Annotated in this window: 22 protein-coding genes; 14 read left to right on the plus strand and 8 right to left on the minus strand. The window is 71.1% G+C overall.

What is annotated here, in order from left to right; all coding sequences use genetic code 11:
- Positions 1 to 65: 65 nt before the first annotated feature.
- Both ACG00X_RS16970 and ACG00X_RS16975 read left to right on the plus strand, forming a co-directional pair.
- Positions 66 to 1,268 (plus strand): serine/threonine-protein kinase, encoded by a 1,203-nt coding sequence (locus ACG00X_RS16970; protein ID WP_394489592.1) that lies wholly within the window; start codon positions 66 to 68, stop codon positions 1,266 to 1,268.
- Positions 1,265 to 1,765: an ECF-type sigma factor gene (locus ACG00X_RS16975; RefSeq protein ID WP_394489594.1), complete on the plus strand. Its 501-nt coding sequence runs from the start codon at positions 1,265 to 1,267 to the stop codon at positions 1,763 to 1,765. The genes ACG00X_RS16970 and ACG00X_RS16975 overlap by 4 nt, the downstream gene beginning before the upstream one ends.
- 5 nt (positions 1,766 to 1,770) lie before the next feature.
- On the opposite strand, the gene ACG00X_RS16980 is transcribed toward ACG00X_RS16975, so the two are convergent.
- Positions 1,771 to 2,577 (minus strand): TSUP family transporter, encoded by an 807-nt coding sequence (locus tag ACG00X_RS16980; protein ID WP_394489596.1) that lies wholly within the window; start codon positions 2,575 to 2,577, stop codon positions 1,771 to 1,773.
- 209 nt (positions 2,578 to 2,786) lie between these two features.
- Between ACG00X_RS16980 and ACG00X_RS16985 the strand changes: the two genes are divergently transcribed.
- Positions 2,787 to 3,404, plus strand: a complete 618-nt coding sequence (locus ACG00X_RS16985) for a hypothetical protein (RefSeq protein ID WP_394489598.1) — start codon at positions 2,787 to 2,789, stop codon at positions 3,402 to 3,404.
- 5 nt (positions 3,405 to 3,409) lie between these two features.
- On the opposite strand, the gene ACG00X_RS16990 is transcribed toward ACG00X_RS16985, so the two are convergent.
- Together ACG00X_RS16990 and lepB are read right to left on the minus strand one after the other, a co-directional pair.
- Positions 3,410 to 4,387 (minus strand): hypothetical protein, encoded by a 978-nt coding sequence (locus tag ACG00X_RS16990; RefSeq protein WP_394489600.1) that lies wholly within the window; start codon positions 4,385 to 4,387, stop codon positions 3,410 to 3,412.
- 152 nt (positions 4,388 to 4,539) lie between these two features.
- Positions 4,540 to 5,232, minus strand: a complete 693-nt coding sequence (gene lepB / locus ACG00X_RS16995) for a signal peptidase I (RefSeq protein ID WP_394489602.1) — start codon at positions 5,230 to 5,232, stop codon at positions 4,540 to 4,542.
- Between the two features lie 70 nt (positions 5,233 to 5,302).
- On the opposite strand from lepB, the gene ACG00X_RS17000 reads away from it, so the two are divergent.
- Both ACG00X_RS17000 and ACG00X_RS17005 read left to right on the plus strand, forming a co-directional pair.
- Positions 5,303 to 5,722, plus strand: a complete 420-nt coding sequence (locus tag ACG00X_RS17000; protein WP_394489604.1) for a hypothetical protein — start codon at positions 5,303 to 5,305, stop codon at positions 5,720 to 5,722.
- Between the two features lie 68 nt (positions 5,723 to 5,790).
- A complete protein-coding gene (locus ACG00X_RS17005) occupies positions 5,791 to 6,423 on the plus strand; it encodes a CPBP family intramembrane glutamic endopeptidase (RefSeq protein ID WP_394489606.1) in 633 nt (210 codons plus the stop codon).
- 15 nt (positions 6,424 to 6,438) lie between these two features.
- On the opposite strand, the gene ACG00X_RS17010 is transcribed toward ACG00X_RS17005, so the two are convergent.
- Complete coding sequence (locus tag ACG00X_RS17010) at positions 6,439 to 6,612, minus strand: hypothetical protein (RefSeq protein ID WP_394489608.1); 174 nt, start codon at positions 6,610 to 6,612, stop codon at positions 6,439 to 6,441.
- 194 nt (positions 6,613 to 6,806) lie between these two features.
- Here ACG00X_RS17010 and ACG00X_RS17015 point away from each other — a divergent pair, with 194 nt between their 5' ends.
- The 6 genes from ACG00X_RS17015 to ACG00X_RS17040 all read left to right on the plus strand — a co-directional run bounded on the left by ACG00X_RS17015 (position 6,807) and on the right by ACG00X_RS17040 (position 12,923).
- Positions 6,807 to 7,292, plus strand: a complete 486-nt coding sequence (locus tag ACG00X_RS17015; RefSeq protein WP_394489610.1) for a TspO/MBR family protein — start codon at positions 6,807 to 6,809, stop codon at positions 7,290 to 7,292.
- A gap of 89 nt (positions 7,293 to 7,381) precedes the next feature.
- Entirely contained in the window at positions 7,382 to 8,071 is a 690-nt protein-coding gene (gene tsaB / locus ACG00X_RS17020; protein ID WP_394489612.1) for a tRNA (adenosine(37)-N6)-threonylcarbamoyltransferase complex dimerization subunit type 1 TsaB, read from the plus strand.
- A complete protein-coding gene (rimI, locus tag ACG00X_RS17025) occupies positions 8,068 to 8,607 on the plus strand; it encodes a ribosomal protein S18-alanine N-acetyltransferase (protein ID WP_394489614.1) in 540 nt (179 codons plus the stop codon). The genes tsaB and rimI overlap by 4 nt, the downstream gene beginning before the upstream one ends.
- A 278-nt stretch (positions 8,608 to 8,885) precedes the next feature.
- The gene (locus ACG00X_RS17030; RefSeq protein WP_394489616.1) at positions 8,886 to 9,716 is read left to right on the plus strand and encodes a uracil-DNA glycosylase; all 831 of its coding nucleotides are present in this window, start codon (positions 8,886 to 8,888) and stop codon (positions 9,714 to 9,716) included.
- The gene (locus ACG00X_RS17035) at positions 9,713 to 11,788 is read left to right on the plus strand and encodes a putative bifunctional diguanylate cyclase/phosphodiesterase (protein ID WP_394489619.1); all 2,076 of its coding nucleotides are present in this window, start codon (positions 9,713 to 9,715) and stop codon (positions 11,786 to 11,788) included. Before ACG00X_RS17030 ends, ACG00X_RS17035 begins: the two co-directional genes overlap by 4 nt.
- Positions 11,789 to 11,831: 43 nt before the next feature.
- Positions 11,832 to 12,923 (plus strand): class I SAM-dependent methyltransferase, encoded by a 1,092-nt coding sequence (locus tag ACG00X_RS17040; RefSeq protein WP_394489621.1) that lies wholly within the window; start codon positions 11,832 to 11,834, stop codon positions 12,921 to 12,923.
- A gap of 51 nt (positions 12,924 to 12,974) precedes the next feature.
- Here ACG00X_RS17040 and ACG00X_RS17045 read toward each other — a convergent pair whose 3' ends face one another.
- Positions 12,975 to 13,409 (minus strand): VOC family protein, encoded by a 435-nt coding sequence (locus tag ACG00X_RS17045; protein ID WP_394489623.1) that lies wholly within the window; start codon positions 13,407 to 13,409, stop codon positions 12,975 to 12,977.
- Positions 13,410 to 13,688: 279 nt separating this feature from the next.
- On the opposite strand from ACG00X_RS17045, the gene ACG00X_RS17050 reads away from it, so the two are divergent.
- Positions 13,689 to 15,902, plus strand: coding sequence for a peptidase inhibitor family I36 protein (locus tag ACG00X_RS17050; RefSeq protein WP_394489625.1), 2,214 nt, complete (start codon positions 13,689 to 13,691; stop codon positions 15,900 to 15,902).
- 74 nt (positions 15,903 to 15,976) lie between these two features.
- Here the strand turns inward: ACG00X_RS17050 and ACG00X_RS17055 are convergent, their stop codons facing one another.
- Complete coding sequence (locus tag ACG00X_RS17055; RefSeq protein WP_394489627.1) at positions 15,977 to 18,256, minus strand: hypothetical protein; 2,280 nt, start codon at positions 18,254 to 18,256, stop codon at positions 15,977 to 15,979.
- Positions 18,257 to 18,370: 114 nt separating this feature from the next.
- On the opposite strand from ACG00X_RS17055, the gene ACG00X_RS17060 reads away from it, so the two are divergent.
- Positions 18,371 to 19,267, plus strand: a complete 897-nt coding sequence (locus ACG00X_RS17060; RefSeq protein WP_394489629.1) for a rhamnan synthesis F family protein — start codon at positions 18,371 to 18,373, stop codon at positions 19,265 to 19,267.
- Between the two features lie 9 nt (positions 19,268 to 19,276).
- Here ACG00X_RS17060 and ACG00X_RS17065 read toward each other — a convergent pair whose 3' ends face one another.
- Both ACG00X_RS17065 and ACG00X_RS17070 read right to left on the minus strand, forming a co-directional pair.
- Positions 19,277 to 19,849, minus strand: coding sequence for an NnrU family protein (locus tag ACG00X_RS17065; protein WP_394489631.1), 573 nt, complete (start codon positions 19,847 to 19,849; stop codon positions 19,277 to 19,279).
- Positions 19,850 to 19,861: 12 nt separating this feature from the next.
- Positions 19,862 to 20,326 (minus strand): Lrp/AsnC family transcriptional regulator, encoded by a 465-nt coding sequence (locus ACG00X_RS17070; RefSeq protein WP_394489633.1) that lies wholly within the window; start codon positions 20,324 to 20,326, stop codon positions 19,862 to 19,864.
- 120 nt (positions 20,327 to 20,446) lie between these two features.
- On the opposite strand from ACG00X_RS17070, the gene ACG00X_RS17075 reads away from it, so the two are divergent.
- A complete protein-coding gene (locus ACG00X_RS17075) occupies positions 20,447 to 21,541 on the plus strand; it encodes a saccharopine dehydrogenase family protein (RefSeq protein ID WP_394489635.1) in 1,095 nt (364 codons plus the stop codon).
- Positions 21,542 to 21,554 lie beyond the last annotated feature (13 nt).

Genomic DNA, 21,554 nt, shown 5'->3' on the forward strand with positions numbered 1-21,554 from the left:
CCTGCGCCACGGGTTCGTGAAAGATCACGTGGCGGCATGGCATCGATGCTGACGCGCCCGTTGCGATGACGCAGCCCGACCGCCGCCACCTCGCGCAGCTCAGCCGCCTGCTGGACGAGTTCATGGATCTCGACGAGCCCGGCCGCGAGCGGCGGCTGAGCGAGGTCGAGCCACGGCTGGCGGCGCCACTGCGCGCAGCGCTGCGCACGGACGCGTCGGGATTTCTCAGCGGCACGCTGATGAGCGGGCCGCTGCAGCCGGCGCTGGTCGGCCAGTGCATCGGCCCTTACTGCATCGAGGCGCCGCTGGGCGCCGGTGGCAGCGGCTCGGTGTGGCGGGCGCGCCGCGTCGACGGGCCGGGCGAGCCACCCGTGGCGATCAAGCTGCTGCACCTGTCGCTGCTCGGCCAGGCCGCGGCGCTGCGCTTTCGTCAGGAGCGGGCCATCCTCACGCGGCTCGCGCACCCGCACGTCGCCCGCTTGCTGGACGCCGGCGAGACGCCCGACGGCCAACCCTACCTGGTGCTGGAGCATGTCGACGGCCTGCCCATCGACCAGCACTGCGACGCGCGCGCCTTGAGCGTGGCCGCGCGGCTGGCGTTGGCCGGCCAGCTGATGAGCGCGCTGACGCATGCGCACGGCCACGGCGTCGTGCACCGTGACATCAAGCCCGGCAATGTCCTCGTTACGCGCGCTGGCCACGTGAAGCTGCTGGACTTCGGCATTGCCCAATGGCGCGAGGGGCCGGCGCGGCCGCCACACCCGCTGACCGCTGAAGGCCGCCCGGTGCTGACGCCGCGCTACGCCGCGCCCGAGCAGTGGCGCGGGCTGCCCGCCACCGTGGCGACCGATGTGTACGCCGTCGGCATGCTGCTGCACGAGCTGCTGTGCGGCCGCAGCGCAGGCGGCCAGGCCATCGGGGCAAGTTCGGCGATCCGCCGCTTGCTGCACGGCGAGCCGCCGCGCATGGCCGGCGTGCTGCCGGCCACCGCCGTGGCGGCAGCGCGTGGCACCCAACCCGCAGCGCTGCGGCGGCAGTTGCAGGGCGACCTGCAGCGCGTGGTCTCGACGGCCCTGCGCCGCCGGCCCGCCGAGCGCTACGCGTCCATCGCGGCGCTCGCGGCCGACGTGCAGCGCTGCCTGCGGGGCGAGCCGGTGCTGGCGCGGCCGGACGCGCGGGTGGACCGCTGGGCCAGCGCCATGCGCCGCCACTGCATCGGCGCCGTCATCGCGCTGCTCGACCTCAGCCTGGGGCCCGACCACTCATGAATCCGCTGTTCGATTCGCTGTACGGCGAGCTGTGCCGGTTGGCGCGCCGCGAGGTGCGCCGCAGCGGCGGGCAGCATCTCGTCGGCACCGGCACGCTGGTGCACGAGGCCTGGCTGGGCATCGCGCGGCGCAGCCCGCTGGCGTTCGAGGCGCCCGGCCCCTTCCTCGCCTACGCGGCACGCACGATGCGCGGCCTGATGATCGACCGGCTGCGGGCGCGCGGCGCGCACAAGCGTGGCGGCGGTGTCGTCGTCACCTCGCTGGACACGCAGCACCTCGACGAAGCGCCGCCCGCCGAGCCGCCGGACCTCGCCCGGCTCGCCGAGGCCATGGAGGAGCTGGCCGCCATCGAGCCCGAGCTGGCCGACGTGGTGGACCTGAAATTCTTCTGCGGCTTCACGCTGGAGGAGATCGCGGTGATGAAGCGCGTGTCCGGCCGCACCGTGCAGCGCCAGTGGGAGAAGGCGCGCCTGCTGCTGCAGCACGCCATGCGCTGAGCCGCTCACGGCGCCAGCGCCACCTTCAGCAGCAGGCCCGCGCCTGCCAGGCCCAGCGCCGCCAGCGTGATCTGGCGGTAGCCCACGTCGCCCGTGCGCCGGTAGATGGCGATGCCCGCGCCGTTGCCCAGCAACGCGACCGGCGCGGCGGCGGCCAGGATCATCCAGAAGCTGTGACTGAACAGCTGCGGCCGCGCCAGCGCGAGCACGGCCAGGCCCACCAGCTGCATCCACAGGATGAAGGGCTGGGTCAGGGCCCGGCCCTGCTGCTTGCCGACGCCATGCAGGCTGTTCCACACCAGCAGCGCCGAGCCCGGAAATGCCGAGAAGCCGCCGACGATGCCGCCCGCTGCGCCGACGAGAAAGGAGCGCTGCGGGCTGGGGGCGCCCTCGGCCAGCCGCAGCGTCGCCGGCTTGAACAGGGCCCACGCCGCATACGCGACGAGCAGCCCGCCCAGGCACGCCGTCAGTTCCGCCGCGCCGGCGACGGCCAAGATCTGCAGGCCGAGAGGCATGCCGACGGTGCCGCCGACGAGATAGGGCAGCACGCCGTCGCGCCGGTGCCAGGGGCCGGCGTGGCGGCGCAGTTCGCCCCACAGCGAGCCGAGGCTGAAGGCCTGCGTCAGCAGCGACAGCGCCATCAGCACTGCAATGCCCAGCTGCGGCGGCAGCACCAGCAGGCTCAGGCAGCCGATGGCCGAGAAGCCGAAGCCCGACAGGCCGCTGAAGACCGCGGCGGTCATGTAGACGGCCGCCAGCGTCAGTGCGGCAGCGGGGGTGACGAGACAGGTGAAGTCGAAGAAGGGTGACATGGCGGTGACTGCAGGTGCGCCGGACCCGTGGCACCGCGGCGCGGGCCATTGCCGATCCGGCCCCCTGGAGATCGCAAACCCCGCCGCAAAGCCGCCAGGCTGCTGCGATTCGTGGGGGGTGTGTCCGGTTTTGCGCCGTGTCTCCGATCTGTCCGAGGCGAGCCCGCCTCGGCGCGGGCCGCACATCGACAACCCATCGCAGGACCTTCATGAACATCACGATCCCTGTCGGCGCGCTGCGGCGTGCCTCCCTTCGCGGCTTCGTTCGCGCCACGGCGCTGGCGCTGCCGATCGCCCTCTCCTCAGCCGCGCCGGCGGCAGACCTGGCCCCACCGGACGGCCATCGCCACGGCGATGACGCCCCCTCGTCGCCGCTCGTCAACAAGGTGCGCAGCGCGACGCGGCGCTACCTGGACATCAACGTCGCGCTCGGCGAGGGCTGGGTGCAGGCCACGCCCTGCGTCAGCGGCCCCAGCGAGGGCGCGATGGGCGTGCACTTCCTCAAACCCGACCGCCTGCACGACGGCATGCTGAAAGCCGAGGAGCCCGAACTGCTCATCTACGAGCCACAGCGCGGCGGCAGCTACCGCCTCGTCGGCGTGGAGTACCTCGTGCTCGCCAGCGAATGGGCGGGCCGCAACCCGCCCGGCTCGGCGCCTTCGGTGGACGGCCACCTCGCCAACTTCGTCGGCGAGCCCAACCGCTACGCGCTGCCCGCGTTTTACGAACTGCACGTCTGGGCCTGGGAGGAGAACCCCAGCGGCAGCTTCTCCGACTGGAACCCGCGCGTGTCCTGCGAGCGGCAGCCGACGTCGCCGCGCGGCTGACCGGTTCAGGCCATCGGCCGCTGGTTGTCGAGCGCGCGGGATTCGCCGTCGTGCAGCGCGACGAGCGTCAGCAGGCCGGCGTCGTCGGCTCCGTCGCCCAACGTCTCGACGTAGCGGCAGGCGGCATAGGCTTCGGCCTGTTGTTCGTACTGCCGCACCCAGGCCTCGCGCGCCGGCAGGCGCTCGGGGTTGATGGGCCACACGCCGGGGCTGGGCTTGAGGCGGCCGGCGATGCCGATGCGCCAGGGCTTGGCCGTGAGGCGGGCGCGGAAGCAGCGCTGGTTCTGGCACATGCGGGCGTAGAGCGGGTCGGCACCGATCGCCTTGAAGAAGTCTTGTGCTGCCGGCGCAGCGGGGTCGAATCGTGCATGGGTGGCGATCAACCGCAAGCCGGCAGGCGTTTCATAGACGCGCAGCCGCCAGCCGGGCTGCTTCGCCACGACGGCTCGAATCTGGTGGCGGGCGCTGTCGGCGGGCGACCTTCGGAACCGCTTCAGCCGGAACAGCATGGACGCCAGCAGCGTTGTGCCGACAGGGATCACGACGAGCCCCGCCAGCAGCGCCGGCCAGACGCTGTACTTGGCAACCACGTAGCCGAGCAGCGCCAGCGTGATGAGGGCGCCGGCCACGAACAGGCGAACACCGGGTTTGGTCTCGAAATCCACATCCGCGATCAGCAGGTCCGGCACATTCAGGCAGCGAGCGCCGTAGGCGTTGCGCGTGATGACGGCCTCGCCGTGGCGGGCCAGCACCTCCTCGCGGATGGGCACGCCATCGGCGCCGTTGTAGGCCAGCTTGCGCTCGCGGCGCGGCACCGTGTCGCCACTGGCCGCGCGCTGCGCCGCCTCGGTCACGCGCAACTGGGCCTGGGCTTGTGCATCCGCCGCGCTGCTGTCTGACCAGCCGAAACGCCGCAGCGTGATGTCACGGCCCTTCACGCGGGCGGTGGTGCGGGCCTCGGCCCAGTAGCTCGGAACGATCATTGTTTTCTCCCTGCCGCTGCGCACTCCTCGGTGCGCCGGGCCGGGAGATTAGCAAGCGCGGCGGCGCCGGCAGCTCGCAGCGGACCGTGAGTGCCGCCACGGGCCGGCCGTCGACGACGGGCTGGGGATGGCGGCAGGACAACATCCGCCGTTCAGCGTATCGCCGTCACCCAGCGCCCGAAGCGGGGTGCCAGCCGCCAGCCGTCCTCGCCCAGCCAGTCGGCGGCCACCAGCACGTGGTGGGCGCGACCGATGAGGTTCTCGCGTGGCACCGTGCCGATGAAGCGCGAGTCCTCGCTGTTGTCGCGGTTGTCGCCGAGCAGGAAGTACTGGCCCGCCGGCACGACGCGCTCGGCGAAGTCGCGGCGTGCAGTCACCGCCGGCAGGAACTGCACGGCGTGCGGGTGACCGGCGAGGTCTTCGGTGGCGCGCACGGCGTCGACGACCCAGCCGGGCGCGAGGGTCTCGCCGTGTGTCTGCGCGCCGGTGTAGGCCAGCGGCTGGCCGTTGAGGATGACCTGGCCTTCCCTCACCGCGACGCGGTCGCCCGGCAGGCCGACGATGCGCTTGATGAGCCGCGCGCCACCGGCGGGCGAGCTGAGCGTGACGACGTCGCCGCGCTGGGGTTCACCCAGGTGGAGCAGCACGACGTCGGTCAGGGGCAGCTTGAGGTCGTAGGCCAGCCGGTTGACGAGCACGACGTCGCCCTCCAGCAGCGTCGGGCGCATGGAGCCGGAGGGAATGGGGTTCCAGTCGGCCACGGCGGTGCGCAGCAGCGCGAAGCTGGCCATGAAGACGAGGAAGCCGCGGTTGGCCTTGAGGGTGTTGAGGACCTGATTCTTCATGCAGCCATGCTGTCACCGCCGCTGCGTCGGAAGCGGCGGCCTGCGGCGAATGGCGGAAGCGGCGAGGTGAATGGTGCCCGGCGGCGGCGGCTGGCGTGCAGGCATCATGCGCCCACTTAAAAAAGTAGGGAGTGTGGAGATGTTGTCCATCTTTGGTGCGGCCATCAGCTTGCCGTTTTTGATGCTGGGCCTGCTGATCTCGGCCATTCCGGTTTGGATGGCCGCCAAGATCGTCGGCGCCGGTCACCAAGAACTGTGGCGGGCCGCGCTGGCTCTGTTGTTGGCCACGACGGCGGCCGTGGCCGTCGTGATGGTGTGCGTCAAGCTTCACGCCGTCTTGTGGGGCGTCCTGTTGATGCTGGCGACGGTGGTGGTCGTGTTCGCCAAGGTGCTGGACCTGTCCTACCTCGGCGCCTTCATCCTGTGCATTCTCAGCGCGGCTCTCCAAGTCGCCGTGTCCAAGTTGCTGGTGGCACTGTTTGGCGGCTGATCGCACTGCGTCGCAATATGCTCGCAATCATCGGGAGGTAGCCGTCCGTGTGGCGGCAAGGGCACCGCTTGCGCAAATCAACGCTTTCGTACGCCGAGGCCGGCGTGGTCACGGCGATCTGCTTCGGCCTGTTCATCCTCGGGGCTTTCCAGGCGATGGGCGCCGGCTTCCCCGACGCGCAGTTCACCGACGCGGGTAATTTCAACCTGGTCGGGCTGGAGCTGGTGCTGGGTGCCTGTGCGCTGCTGTACCTGCACGGCCGCGGCTTCGACATCGGCGCGCTCTACCCGGCGCCGACCTGGTCGGGCAGCCTGCTCGGGTTGGGCGTGTGCGCGCTGTGCGTGGTGGTGGCCTCGGTGGCGATGGCGCTGTTCCACACGCCGGGGCCGGCGGAGATGGTGGACATCTCGTTCGCAGCCGTGTCCCCGGCATCGGCCGTGGCGCTGGCGGTGGTCAACGGCAGCTATGAGGAGATCTTCCTGCTAGGCGTGCTGGTGCGCGGCCTGCGCGGCTTCGGGCTGTCGGTCGCCGTGGGCCTGCCGCTGCTGGTGCGCGTGCTGTATCACGTCTACCAGGGGCCGCTGGGCGTCGTGTCGGTGGCGGCGGCCGGCCTCGTGATGACGCTCTCCTATGTCGCCACGGGGCGGCTCTGGCCCGCGGTGCTGGCCCACATGCTGCTCGACCTGCTGCCGATGGTCTGACCGGCGCGGCCAGCGTCAGGCCGGCGGGTCCTTCAGGCGGGTGCGCGACACGGCGGTCATGATGCCGATGCCGGCCACGATGAGGCAGGCGATGGCCACATAGGTGGCGGCCAGGCCGGCGGCGAGCAGGGCCCAGGCGACGCCGCCCAGCAGCACCGCGAGACCAAAGATGTATAGGGCGAAGGACATGGGGTCTCCGAGAAAGTCGGGGTGAGTCGGTGTGTCGGTCACTCTAGGTCGCCCGTTCGCGCCGCCGGGTCGGACGGTGCGGTGGCGCGCCGTAGGCCCCGGCTGACCCGACACGCCGGTGCGTGCCGTCACCGGCCGCCGCCGGGCCCGGCTACCGTGGCGGCCCTGCATTGCTGAACCTGGAGGAGGCGGTCATGGTCCGCAAATCAATGGCTGCCCAGGCCGTCGCGCTGGCGATCTGCCTGGGACTGACGTTCGCGGCGGCGGCGTTGGGCGCGGTGGCGTCGGCCGCAGCGCCGGCGTTCTACGCGCAACTCGACCAGCCGGCCTGGGCGCCGCCACCGTCGGTGTTCGGGCCGGTGTGGTCGGTGCTGTACCTGATGATGGGCATTGCGGCCTGGCTGGCGTGGCGTGCGCAGGCGCCGCGCCGCGTGCTGGCGCTGTATGCGGGGCAACTGGCCGTCAATGCGCTGTGGTCGTGGTTGTTCTTCGGCTGGCATCTCGGCGCGCTGGCGCTGGCCGACGTGCTGCTGCTGTGGGCGCTCATCGCCGCGACGGCCGCCGCCTTCTGGCGCGTGAACCGCCTGGCCGGCGCGTTGCTGCTGCCCTACCTGGCCTGGGTCAGTTTCGCGACGGCGCTGAACGCCGTGCTGTGGCTGCGCAACCCAGGCTTGCTGTAGCGCACGGGGCGGGCGCGGTACGGGTATCGGGGGGATGCGGGCGCCTGCTGGTCGGCTGGCCGACAGGCGGCGTCACCTAAACTTCCCAGATGCCGCATTTGCTCGCCCTCGACAGCTCCACCGACACGATGGCCCTGGCCCTCGTGACGCCCGGGCAGACGATGGTTTTCGAGGCCGCCGGCGGCGCCCAGGCGTCGGCGCGGCTGGTGCCGGAGGTGCAGGCGCTGCTGGCGCGTGCCGGCCTGCGCATGGCGCAGCTGGACGCCATCGCCTTCGGCCAGGGGCCGGGTGCCTTCACCGGCCTGCGCACCGCCTGTGCAGCGGCCCAGGGCCTGGCCTTCGGGCTGGGCAAGCCGGTGCTGGCCATCGACAGCCTGATGCTGGTGGCCGAAGACGCGCGCGGCCAGGGTGCCGGCGACGACGTCTGGGTCGCCATGGACGCCCGCATCGGCGAGATCTACGCCGCGCATTACCGCTGGGGCGACGGCGCGTGGTCGGTCGTCGACGCGCCGGCCCTGTATGCGCCCGCCGCGCTGCTCGCCCGCTGGGGCCGGCCGGCCGCCGTGGCCGGTACCGCGCTGACCGCCTATGCCGGCGCCCTGGGTGAGCTGGCCAACGCCTGGCCGCAGGCCCGCTCGCGCGCGGCCGCGCTGGCGGCGCTGGCCTCGGCCGCGTGGGAGCGCGGTGAAACGCTCGACGCAGCGCAGGCGCTGCCCGTCTATGTGCGCGACAAGGTCGCGCTGACGACGGCCGAGCGCGAGCAGAAGGTGGCGTCTTGAGCGCCTTGCTGGACCGCACGCCGCCGCCCTGGGACGCCGCCGACATGCGCGTGCCCGACCTGACCGAGGTCATGGCGGTCGAGCGCCAGAGCTACCCGGTGCCCTGGACGCATGGCAACTTTGTCGACTCGCTGGCCGCCGGCTACCCGGCCGAGGTGCTGCGCGGCCCGGCCCACGCCGGCTTGAGCCCCTTGGGCGACGGCCAGGGCGCAGCGCGGCCCTGGGGCCACCCGGAGCTGCTGGGCTACTGGGTGGCGATGCCCGGCGTTGACGAAATGCACCTGCTCAACATCACCGTGGCGCCGGCCTGGCAGGGGCGGGGGCTTGCCGTCGCCATGCTGGACCGGCTCGTCGCGTTGTGCCGGGCCCGCGCGCTGCAGCAGCTGTGGCTGGAGGTGCGCGTCAGCAACGAGCGCGCGCGCCAGGTGTACCGCCGCTACGGCTTTGCCGAGGTGGGGCGTCGGCGGGCTTACTACCCCGTGCAGCAGGGGCCGCGTGAAGACGCCGTGCTGATGAGCCTGGGTGTGGCGGTCTGAAGTGAAAGTGAACCCCTCGCCCGGTCTCGCCCCGGCTGAACGCCGGCAAGCCCAGTCGGTCTTGCAGACCACGCAGCCGGCAGAGCGGCTGCCCCTCGGCAGGCACGACGAGTCCTCAGGACTCGCCGTGTCCGGCCTCGGCCCCCAAGGGGACGGCGATGCTTGCGGCATTGAGCCGCAAGCACATCGCCCAACGGGCCGGCTTGGGGCGGCCCGGCGCTCGGCCCGAAAACACTTTCATGCGTCGCGCGTGGTGCGCTGCGTCACGGATAGCTGATATGAGCTGGGACGATCGCCAACGGGCCATGCTGGCCGAGATGGGTTATCGGCTGCCCGCGCGGGCGGCCGAGGTGGCCGCGCCCGATGCCCTGGCGCTGCCGGATGCCGAGCCGGCCCCGGTGGCCGTGGCCGAACGGGTGACGGAACGGGTGATGGAGCGCGTGGTCGAGCGCTCGCCAGCGCCCGTGGCCCCGCCGGCGCCGGCCCCCATGCTCGCGGCCGAGGCCTTGCGCGCGGTGATGCCGTCGCCCGCCGGCTTCGCCGATCTGGATGCGCCGGCACTGCGCGCCGCGGTGGCGGGCTGCCGGGCGTGCGGGCTGTGCGAGCAGCGCCGCCATGCGGTGTACGGCAGCGGCGCCGAGGTGCAGGCCGACTGGCTGGTGGTCACCGACCCGCCGGATGCCGACGACGACGCGGCGGGGCTGGCGCTGGGCGGCGATGCCGGCCGGCTGCTGGACCGCATGCTGGCGGCGGCCGGTCAGTCGCGCCTGGGCGACGCGCCGACGGTGTTCGTGACGCCGCTGGTCAAGTGTCGCCCGCCGCGTGGCCGCGCGCCGCAGCCGGCGGAGCTGGACGCCTGCGGCGCCGTGCTGGCCCGTCAGGTCGAGCTGCTGCGCCCGCGCCTGGTGCTGGCCATGGGGCTGCAGGCCGCGCGCCGCCTCACGGGCCTGACCGAGCCGCTGGGGCGCCTGCGCGGGCGCGCTCATTCGTGGGGTGGCCTGCCCGTGGTGGTCACCTACCATCCGGCCTATCTCCTGCGTTCGCCCGCCGACAAGGCCGGCGCCTGGGACGACCTCTGCCTGGCCCGCCGGACGATGCCCGCTTCGTGAACGCTCCCACCGAACTCGACCTTGAACAACAGGCGCTGGACGCCGCGCGCTTTCGCATGCTGGCCGACCATGTGCCGGCGTGGATCGCGCTGTACGGCGCGGCCGACCACCGCTGCCAGTTCGCCAACCGGGGCTACGCCGAGGCCTTCGGGCTGACGCAGGCGTCCATCGTCGGCAAGCATTTCAGCGAGATCGTCGGCATGGCCGGCTACGAGCAGGTGCGGCCGCAGGTGGAGCAGCTGGTGCGCGAGCTCACGCCCGTGGTCTACGAGCGCACGCTGCTGCAGCCGGGCGGCGACGAGGCCTGCCTGGAAATCCACCTGATCCCGCAGTTCGACGATGCGCAGGTGCTGCGGGGCAGCTGGGTGCTGGTCTACGACATCACGCGCCACCGCCGGGCCGAGCGCCGGCTGCGCGAGTCCGAGGCGCGGCTGGACAAGTTCATGCAGGCGTCCGTGGAGGGCATCCTCTTCCACCGCGACGGCTACATGACCGACGTGAACCAGCCGCTGTGCGAGATGACCGGCTGGCCGGCGGCCGAGCTGATCGGCCAGCATGTGCTGTCTTATGTGACCGAGGACGAGCTGCCCAAGGTGCGCGACGTCATGTTGCAGAACGACGAGCTGCATTACCAGACCGTCATCCAGCATCGCAGCGGCGCGCGCGTGCCGGTCGAGCTGATCCTGCGCACCGTCGAGCGCGACGGCGAGCAGCTGCGCATGGCCGTCGTGCGCGACATCAGCGACCGCCTCGCCAACGAGGCGCGCATCCAGCACCTGGCCCATCACGATCCGCTGACCGGCCTGCTCAACCGGGCGGCCTTCATGGAGCGCATGGACGCGCAGCTCGAGCAGGCCCGCCACAGCGGCCGCATGCTGGCGCTGCTGTTCATCGACCTGGACAACTTCAAGCGCGTCAACGATTCGCTGGGTCATCTGGAGGGTGACAAGGTCCTGACGACCGTCTCCGAGCGCCTGGTGGCCGCGCTGCGCGACAGCGACCTGATTGGCCGCTTCGGGGGCGACGAGTTCATCGTGCTGCTCGACGACCTGGACAGCCGCGCCGACATCCTCGTCGTGCTGCAGGCGCTGCTGGACATCGTGGAAGTGCCGGTGCGTGCCGACGGCCGGGCGCTGTCCGTCACGCCGTCCATCGGCGTGGCCGTGTTTCCCGACGACGGCCGGCAGGCTGACGAACTCATCCAGCACGCCGACACGGCCATGTACCAGGCCAAGGCGCGCGGCCGGGCCACCTACCAGTTCTTCGAGCCGGCGCTGGCCGCGACGGCCTATGCCGACCTCGTGCTCGAAGCCGAGCTGGCCCAGGGCCTGACGCGCCGCGAGTTCGAGCTCTTCTTCCAGCCCCAGGTCGACGCGGTGACCGGCCAGCTGACGGGCGCCGAGGCGTTGCTGCGCTGGCGCCACCCGCAGCGCGGCCTGCTGGGCCCGGACGCCTTCATCTTCGTCGCCGAGCGGCACCGCCTCATGCTCGATCTGGGCGAATGGGTGCTCGCCGAGGCGGCCCGCACGGCGCGCCGCTGGCGCGAGCAGGGCGTCACGGCCGGGCGTGAGCCCATGCGCATCGCCGTCAACCTGTCGCGCATGCAGTTCAACCTGCAGGGCTTTGCCGACACGGTGCGGCGCGTGCTCGACGAGGCCGGCGCCCAGGGCGAGTGGCTGGAGCTGGAACTGACCGAGCGCATGCTGATGGACGACATCGCCCACGCGCCGGCCACGCTGGCCCAGCTGCGCGCGCTGGGGCTGACGGTGTCGGTCGACGACTTCGGCACCGGCTACACCTCGCTGGCTCACCTGACCGAGCTGCCGCTGGACAAGCTCAAGATCGACCAGGGCTTCGTCGCGCGGCTGCCCGACGACGTCGGCGCGCAGGCCATCACGCGGGCCATCGTGCAGATGGCCCTCGGGCTGGGCCTGATCGTCACGGCCGAAGGCGTGCGCACGTCGGCACAGCTGCAGCTGCTGGCCGGCTGGGGCTGCCAGCAGCTGCAGGGCGAGCTGGTGGGGCTGCCGATGCCGCTGAACGAATTCGAATCCTGGGTGCGCGCGCGATGACGTCGCGCGCCCGAGCGCTCCGTGGGAGCGCGAGGCTGCAGACATGACACTTTCCGACAAGATCCACGCCGAAATCGCCGACGCGGGCGGCTGGCTGCCGTTCGACCGCTTCATGTCGCTGGCGCTGTACGCGCCCGGGCTGGGTTATTACGCCGGCGGGCGGCGCAAGTTCGGCAGGCTGCCCAGCGAGGGGTCGGACTTTGTCACCGCGCCCGAAATGTCCGCGCTGTTCGGCCGCGCGCTGGCCCGGCAGGTGGCGCAGGCGATGGCCGCCAGCGGCTGCCGCGAGGTCATGGAGTTCGGCGCCGGTTCCGGCGCGCTGGCGGCGCACCTCATCGCCGAACTCGACACGCTCGGCGCCGGCCTCGTGCGCTACCGCATCGTCGAGTTGTCGGCCGAGCTGCGCGAACGCCAGCGTGAGCGCCTCGCGCCGTTCATGGGCGAGACGGGCGACCGCGTCGAGTGGCTCGACACGCTGCCCGACGCGATCGAGGCGGTCGTCGTCGGCAACGAGGTGCTCGATGCGATGCCGGTGCAGCTGATCGCCTTCGACGGCCAGGTCTGGCGTGAGCGCGGCGTGGTCACGGCCGGCGCCGGCTTTGCGTTCGATGACCGCGACAGCCCGCTGCGCCCGCCACTGGACACCGGCTTCGTGCCCGGCACCGTCACCGAGATCCATGCGCAGGCCGAAGCGTTCACGCGCACGCTCGCCCAGCGGCTGCAGCGCGGCGCGGCCTTCTTCATCGACTACGGCTTTCCCGAGGCGGAGTACTACCACCCGCAGCGCCGCGGCGGCACGCTGATGTGCCACCAGGCCCACCTGGCCGATGCCGATCCGCTCGTCGCCGTGGGCGACAAGGACATCACCGCCCACGTCAACTTCACCGGCATCGCGCTGGCCGGCCAGGACGCGGGCCTGGTCGTGCTGGGCTACACCAGCCAGGCCAATTTCCTGCTGAACTGCGGCATCGCCGAGCTGCTGGGTGAGGCGTCGCTGAGCGAGCGCGCCATGGCCCACCGGCTGCTGGCCGAGCACGAGATGGGCGAGCTGTTCAAGGTCATCGGCTTCGCGCCGCAGCACGCGCCGCTCGACGCCATCGGCTTCCAGCGCGGCGATCGGTCACACAGGCTGTAGCCCGCAGCTCCCGCGGCGGGCGGTTCGGCAGCGGCCCGCAGGCCGCCACCCTCACCAGCTGCCGACGTTGGGCATCGACACCCAGGGCTCGGCCGGCGCCAGCGCGGGGCCGTGCTGCAGCAGCTCCACCGAAATGCCGTCGGGCGAGCGCACGAAGGCCATGCGGCCGTCGCGCGGCGGGCGGTTGATCGTCACGCCGTGGTCGGCGAGCTTCTGGCAGGCGGCGTAGATGTCGGCCACCGCATAGGCCAGGTGGCCGAAGTTGCGGCCGCCGGTGTAGACCTCGACCTCGCCGTTGGCGTCGGGCCAGTTGTAGGTCAGCTCGACTTGCGCGTCCTCGTCGCCCGGGGCCGCGAGGTAGACGAGCGTGAAGCGGCCGGCCTCGTGCTCGGAGCGCTTGACCTCGACGAGGCCCAGCGCGTCGCGGTAGAACTTCAGCGACGCGTCGAGGTCGTGAACGCGAACCATGGTGTGCAGGTATTTCATAGGGCCGATTTTCGCCGCGCCCCGACGTTCGTCGCGTGGCTGGGGTTGCTGCGTGCAGCTCCCGGCGCCGGCGGCAACGTTGCGCGGCAATGCCTGTCTCGTAAGCGTCTGTTTTCTAGGGGTCGGGCTGGCCCCGTTTGGCGTCGGGTCGGCGCGCGACATGGCCGATTCCGGGCGCACAAGTGCTTACGCAAGCGTCGCTTGCTTACGGCGCCCGGTAGCGATTCCTAGAGGATCCGCCTCCCGCAACCGCGCCGGTCCGGCGCAGGAGACATCCTCTTGTCTGAACATCGACGCTTCAACGCGCGGCGCTCGCTGCTGGCAACGGCGCTGCTGGCAGCCGGCTGGTCCGGCCAGGCGGCCGCCGCGACCCAGGTTTGCTTCTACGAACACATCAACTACCAGGGCCGCAGCCAGTGCGTGAGCACCAGCGTCGCCTGGGTTGGCGGCGCCTGGAACGACCGCATCTCGTCCGTCCGCGTGCCCAGCGGCGTGACCGTTCGCCTCTTCCAGGACTCCTACTATCGCGGCCGGTCTCTGGTGTTGACGGGCGACACGGCCAACCTCGTCAGCAGGGGCTTCAACGACCGTGCGTCGTCGCTGCAGCTGATCGTGGCGCCGCCTGCACCGAGCCCGGCCCCGACGCCGGCTCCCACGCCAGCGCCGACGCCCGCGCCCAAGCCGGCCCCGACCCCGGCGCCGACACCCGCACCGACCCCGGCTCCCACGCCAGCGCCGACGCCCGCCCCGACGCCTGCTCCGACCCCGGCGCCCAAGCCGGCTCCGACGCCCGCTCCCACCCCGGCGCCGACTCCTGCCCCGACGCCCGCGCCCACGCCGGCACCGACCCCGGCGCCTTCGCCCGCACCGGCGGCGGCGACGACGATTGCCGGCGTGCAGCTCGCGCAGTCCATGCTGTTTGACAGCAGCGACAGCGCCCTGGTGCTGGTCAGCGGCAAACAGGTCGTTGTCAAGGTCAATGCGATCACGACGGACACGACCGCTGCCAAGCCGACGGGTACGCTGCGCGTCGAGAACACGCTGGACGGCACGTCGCGAGACCTGCTGTTGACCACGCCGACGAGCGCCATCCCGCGCGCCCTGCCGGCCGTGCCGAGCTTCGCCGACAGCTACACCGCCACGGTGCCGGCCGAGCTGGTCAAACCCGGCCTGCGCCTGAGCGCTCGCCTGGACAATGGCACGGCCACCGTTCTCACGCCCCGCGTTGGCGGCGGCGTGGCCATGCGCTTCGTGCCCATCGCCATTCGCATTGCCGGCACCACCGGCCAACTGCCCAAGGACCAGACGGCGCACATCCAGGCGCTGTTCCCGGTCAATACCGTGACGCTGAAGTCGCACCCGGTCTACACGTCGACCCGCGTGACCAGCCTGCCGACGACGGAAGACGGCTGGGACGACGCCTTCGGCACGATCGTGGGCGAGCTGGCTGACCTGCGCGCCGTGGAAGGGGCTGCCGAAAACGACTTCTACTTCGGCTACATCCCCAAGCGCACCTACGGCCTCGGCGGCATGGGCTACATGCCAGGTCGCGCTGCGGTCGGTTTCGACATGCCTTCCGCACCGGACACCGTGCGAGACGTGACGGCACACGAGCTGGGCCACAACTTCTCGCTGCCGCACGCGGCCTGCGGTGGCGCGGGCTCACCCGACCCGAAATACCCCTACCCGGACGCCAACCTCGGCAAGGCCGGTCGGTACATCTGGTCCTATCTGTCGGACAGCAACACCTTCTACGACCCGCGTCCGACGAACCGTCACGACATCATGAGCTACTGCGGTGGCGTCGTGTTCTCGGACTACAACTACCGCCTGATGCAGGTGCACGTGACGCCGGCCGACAAGGCCATGGTGAGCGCCAAGGCCGCCGGCATCAGCAGCACCGCCAGCACGGCCAGTGCCGCGCCGCGCGAAGTGCTGCTGGTCAGCGGCGAGCTGCACAACGACGGTCGCGTGACGCTGAACCCGGTCAAGTCCCTGGTCGGTCGCGTGTCCGTGCCGGCCAGCGGCACCTACACGCTGCGCGTGCTGGGGGCCAATGGCAGCACGGTGGACTTCCCGTTCTCGCCGCAGTCGCTGGACCACCATGTCAAGGCCAAGCACTTCAGCGTCGTCATCCCGAACGACGGCGCGCTGCAAAGCCTGACCGTGCTGCAGGGCACGAAGACGCTGACGCAACTGGGCGCTGGCACATCGTCGTCGGACGGCCGCCGCACCATCCTGTCCGCCACGACGGCGACGGAGTCGGCCAGCGTGCGTGCGCAGAACGGCGAGGTTCAGCTGACCTGGAACGCCGCGCGTCACCCGTACGCCAGCGTGGTGTGGGTGGGCAACGACGGCCAGCGCATCGTGCTGGGCCAGGACCTGCGCAATGGCCAGGCCGCCGTGCCTGCGGCCGAGCTGCCGGCGGGTGGCCGCTTCGAGCTGATCCTGTCGGACGGCCTGAACACCACGCGCCAGCAGTTCGCGCGCTGATCGCCGCGTCGGCTGTTGCCTGAACCCCGCTCGGCCGTGAGGCCGGGCGGGGTTTTTTCATGCGCTGACTAGGGTTAGTAGTCCAGCCACTCCATCGGCGCGGCCAGCGCGGCGCCGCGAATGCGCTCCAGCGTGCCGGTCAGCACGTCGATGTTGTTGTCGAAGCTGCCGTGCGTCGCGGCGATCTGGTCGCCCGTGCGGGTGGTGCGGACCTTGGGCGTGGCCACGCGGTGTAGCAGCTCGCCCGCCGGCCACAGCTTCTGCCACTTGAGCACGTCGGCGTAGGTCTGGGCGGCCCATTGGTCCTCCTTCCAGGCGGCGTCGGGCGCGACGAGGGCGCGCTCCATGCCCAGCAGGGGTTGCTTGCGGATGTCGTCCAGCGCGCGCGACACGAGGTAGAGCAGCGACTTGCCGTAGATGTCCCGGTCGGCGGAGGGCAGGCCGTCGGCCCGCTCGTTCGCGTCGGTCAGCACATGCAGCCGCAGTGACTGGAGGGCCAGCACGCCGGCCTGGTGGGCGGCGCCGTAATGCTGCACGGCGAACGCGCTGGAGCAGGCGGGCGCGTAGAGCTCGCAACTGTGTGCCTGGACCGCGCCCGGCCCGGCGAGGCGGCCGAGCAGGTGGCCCAGCAGGATGGAACCGGCCGAGTGGCCGATGAGGTGGAGCTCCAGCGTCTTGCCGCTCTTGGCCAGGCCGTCGCGCAGCTCGCGCAGCAACTGCGCGGCGAGGTCCAGCACATGGTCGGGCGCGGCGCCGCCCTCGGCGTTCTCGCGCATCTCGCTCCAGATGCCGCGGGCGAACTGCCGGCCCACGGCTTCGAGCGCGCGGTCCTTGGCTTCGGCGGCGGCTTCGCGCAGCCGGTCCAGCCAGCCTTCGCTGCGGTCACCGGCGATGACGCGGTGCGCCAGGTCTTCCAGCATGTCCATCAGCGTCTCGCCGGGGCCGGTCTTCCACGTGAAGAACAGCGGGTAGATGCCGTTGGCCAGGAAGTAGGGCGCCAGCACGCGGATGCGCTGGATGGATTCGAGTTCGCTGTTCAGCCCGCCGTGGGCGTAGATCGCGAGCTTGACGGTCTGGTCCTTGCTGCCCTTGGCCCAGGCGAGGGGCCGCTCGACGACGATTTCGCGCGCCAGGCCGTCGCGATCGGTGCGGGCGCGGGTGAAGTCGGTGGACATCAGCTGGCCGTCGTTGCCGGAGACCAGGGTGTGCGTGTAGGCCGCGTCGGTGCGCAGCGGCTGGTAGGGTTTGTGCGCGAAGACGTGGTTGAAGGGCCAGGGGTCGTCCCGCGGGTTGTCGGCGTTGCGCAGCGTGGCGCCGACGTCGCTGAGGCCGCGGCCGGCCATGACGCGAAAGCCGCTGGCCGCGCGCGCCGCCGCCTTGGCGCTTTTGGCGTTTTTGGCGCCCTTGGCCGGGGCCGTGTGGCTCTTCACGTCCGCCAGATCCTGCGGCACGCCCAACGCGACGGCCCAGGCGTCGGTGCCGTTGGTGACCCAGTCCTCGTAGGGCAGCACCGCGAAGCCGCTCGCGCCCCAGCCGGTGCCCCAGCTGTTCTGCATGACGAAGCCTCGTTCGTTGAAGCCCACCAGCGCGAACGCGTGGCCGCCGGTCGCGGCGGTCATGCTGCCGATGCGGGGCAGGTTGTCGTGGCTGATTGGCAGTGGGCCGGCGTCCAGCCCCCAGCCGTCGTGCACGCTGCCGGACACATAGATGGCGCCGATCTCGTAGATGGCCGCCTGCATGTCGACGATGCTCGTCTTGTCGACGCGGTAGTACACGCCCAGCGGCCGCCGTGTGGCGTCCTCGTCCCAGCCCGGCAACGGCCGCTGGAACACGCCGGCACCGCTGGCGTCGAGCGGGTAGGGCCACAGCGTGGCCGAGCAGACGCCGTGCTTGTGCCAGCCCTTGAGCGCGCCCCGGCACGACGAGCCCTCGTAGTCCTGACCCGGCCATTCGTCGTACAGCTTGGCGAGCTCGTAGAACATGCGCGGGCTGACCGCTTCGGGCGGTGTGCGGCCGTCAGAGGCTGCGAGATGACGCAGCCAGTACAGATAGTTCGTGACGCAGGCCAGGCCGAAACCGGTGCAGGCGCCCTCGTTGCCCTGGTTCAGGATGCGACCGGACTTGACGTAGGCGGGCAGCAGGTTCTTGAGGTCGGCGTCGGCCGGCCAGCGCGCGGGCAGCGAGCGCAGCGGTGCGCGGTAGACGAGGTCGCGCAGGTCCAGCCGGTCGGGGCGGGCGTCGAGCTTGGGGGTGGGCGCGGCGTCTGCTGCGGCTGGCTTCGAGGCCTTTGCAGGTTTGGCGGCCTTCGTGGTTTTCGTGGCCTTGGCGGCGGGCTTGCGGGGTTGGGAGGGCATGAGGTTCTCCGGATGAGCGGCGGATGATGGCGCGCCGGCGCGTGTCGGGGCCGGTGGGCGGGCGCGGCAGGTCCCCATGTTGGAGGATGTGCGCCGTGGTCTAGCATGACAGTCATGCCGACACTGAACGAGCCCGAGGCGTCTGCCGCCATCCCGGGGTTGACCCGCAACTGGACGTTTAGGCCCTCCGCCGTGCGGTGGTCGGAGCGCCTGCGCACGGCCAACCGGGTGCTGAGGTATGCGAGCCGGGCGCCCGCAGCGGCCGTGCTGAAGCCGGCATCACCGGCGGCGCGCTGGCTGGTGTACTTCGTCTTCGTGCCCGAGGCCGGCCTGTCGGCGGGTCAGCGTTTCACGCTGGAGCGCCTGAAGGCGTTGGCGCTGCCCGTGTTGGTGGTGTGTGCCTGCCCGCGCGGCGCGGCCGTGCTCCAGGAGCTTGGCGGCCTGTGTGATGCGCTGTTGTGGAAGGATTTGCCGGGCTACGACTTCTCCGCCTACCGGCTGGCGTTGTCGCACCTGGCTGCCCAGTCGCCGGGCGCCGACGTGCTGGTGATGAACGATTCGGTGTACGGCCCGTTCACGGACCTGCGCGAGGTGTTCGACACCGCGCCCTGGGGGCTGACCGGCTTCACCGCATCCAACCAGCGCGCACCGCACATCCAGTCGTACGCCTTCCTGTTGCGCAACGTGCGGCGGTCGACGATGGTGTGGCTGGCGCCGGTGCTGCTGCCGGGGCTGGCGTTCAACCAGTTCCGGCACATCGTCGATCTGCAGGAAACCCGTTTCGCCCGGGTCGCGGCGCGGTCGATGTCGGTTGGGGCGCTGTGGTTTGGCGACGTGCAGGACGTGAGTGACCCCACGCTGGCGCGCCCGCTGGAGCTGCTGGAGGATGGCTTTCCCTTCCTCAAGCGGTCATTGCTGGGCAAGCACCAGGGCGTCATCGAGCGCGACAAGGTGTTGGCGCGCCTGGCGGCGCTCGGCCATCCGCTGCCGCCAGGCGACGCCGGCCCCTGACGGCGCCGTTCAACGGCCCAGCGGTGCGATGCCCAGCCAGGCCGCGTGGGCCCAGAACGCGATGACCGCCCACAGCACGGCGCCCACCACGACTGTCATTGCGGTGCCGGCAGCCGTGGGTGCGGCCATGGCGGGCGCCGGCCGCCGGCGCGCGGCGCGGAACACGAGGATGGACCAGACCAGGAAGCTGCCGAACAGCATCACGTCGGCCAGCGTGTTGTTGGCCAGCAGGTGGGCGAAGGCCCAGACCTTGACGGACAGCGTCATCGGATGCTGCAGCTTGGCTTTGAAGTGGTTGCGTGGCACGTAGGCGGCCGCCATCAGCACCATCGCGACGAGCATCAGCGCGGCCGCCGCGTGGTTCATGCCCGGCAGGCGCGGCCACAGCACGATGGTGTTCAGGCGAGCCTGCGAGAAGCCCCAGACGATGAGGCACAGCCCGATCGCGGCGGCGACGCTGTAGAGGCCCTTCCAGCCTTTCTCGCCGAGGCGTGTGATCAGCGCGCCGCGCCAGGCGGGCACGACCGCACGCGTCAGGTGGATGCCGAGGAACAGGGTGAGGCCGAGGGCGAGCCAGGTCATTGAAGATCTCCGTCAGGTTTGGCGATCGACGCGCAAGGCCAGGACGACCGAGCTGTTCGTGCGCAGCACGCCGTCGATGTCGCCGATCTCGTCGAGCAGCGCGTCGAGCCGGGCCGTAGTGTCGGCGCGCAGCAGCGCCATGTAATCGAATTCACCACTGACGCTGGCGAGCTGGCGCAACTCGGGCAGTTCGGATAGGCGCTTCACCACCTCGCGCCCGGCCTTGGGGCTGACGGTGATGCCGACGAAAGCCTGCACGCTGCGACCGGCTTCCGTGCCGCCCAGCCGGGCCGTGTAGCCGACGATGCGGCCACTGCTTTCCAGCCGGGCCAGCCGGGCGACGACGGTGGTGCGCGCCACGCCCAGCTTGCGGGCCAGCGTGGCCGTGCTCTCTCGCGCGTTGGCCTGCAGCAGCAGGATCAGGCGGCGGTCGAGGTCGTCGGGCGCGGTGCCAGGACTTTCCCGAAGATCAGTCATGCCGACGAATCATGTCGACGAAACGGCGAAAAAGCAATCCATTTCGTCGAAACATCGCTTTCTTTCGTCGCCACGGCTCCCTAGAGTGCCGCCAGAACACACTTTGCTCGGGAGCCTCCCATGAAGATTGCCCTGCTCGGCGCCGGCCACATCGGCCAGACCATCTCCCGCCTGCTGCACGCCACCGGCGACTACCAGGTCACGGTGCTCGACAAGAACCCCGGGTATTTGCAGGTGCTCGCGGCCGAGGGCATTGCGACTGCCGTGGTCGACAGCGACCACCGCGGCGCGCTGACCGCGCAACTGCGTGGCAAGGATGCCGTCGTCAACGCGCTGCCCTACCACCTGGCCATCACCGCGGCCGAGCTGGCGCTGGAGTGCGGTTGCCACTACTTCGACCTGACCGAGGACGTTGCTGCCACCCAGGCCATCAAGCAAATGGCCAAGGGCGCCAAGACGGCCTTCATGCCGCAGTGCGGCCTGGCGCCGGGCTTCATCGGCATCGTGGCCCACCACCTGGCCAGCGGCTTCGACACGGTGCGCGACGTGCAGATGCGCGTCGGCGCGCTGCCGGCCTTCCCGACCAATGCGCTGAAGTACAACCTGACCTGGTCGGTCGACGGGCTCATCAACGAGTACTGCCACCCCTGCGAGGCCATCCACGACGGCGAGACCATCGCCGCGCTGCCGCTGGAAGGGTTGGAGCACTTCAGCCTGGACGGCACCGAGTACGAGGCCTTCAACACCTCCGGCGGCCTGGGCACGCTGTGCGAGACCTGGGCCGGCAAGGTGCGCAACCTCGACTACAAGACCGTGCGCTACCCCGGCCACCGCGACCTGATGCAGTTCCTGCTCGGCGACCTGGGCCTCAAGGGCGACCAGGAAAACCTGAAGGCCATCATGCGCAAGAGCATGCCGGCGACGATGCAGGACGTGGTGCTGGTGTTCGTCACCGTCTCCGGCATGAAGAACGGCGTGCTGCTGCAGGAGGTGTTCGCGCGCAAGATCTTTGCGACGCGTGATGGCAAGCAGCCGCTGTCGGCCATCCAGATCACGACGGCGGCCGGCATCTGCGCTGCGGTCGACCTGTTCCGCAACGGCATGCTCCCGGCCAGCGGCTTCATCCGCCAGGAGCAGGTCGACCTGCCCGACTTCCTCGCCAACCGCTTCGGCAAGGCGTATCAGCAGTCGCGCCAGGTCGAGTCGATTTCCTGATCGGAGAATGGCC

It is taken from the genome of Pelomonas nitida (assembly GCF_043555975.1).
GTDB classification, from domain to species: Bacteria; Pseudomonadota; Gammaproteobacteria; order Burkholderiales; family Burkholderiaceae_C; genus Pelomonas; species Pelomonas nitida.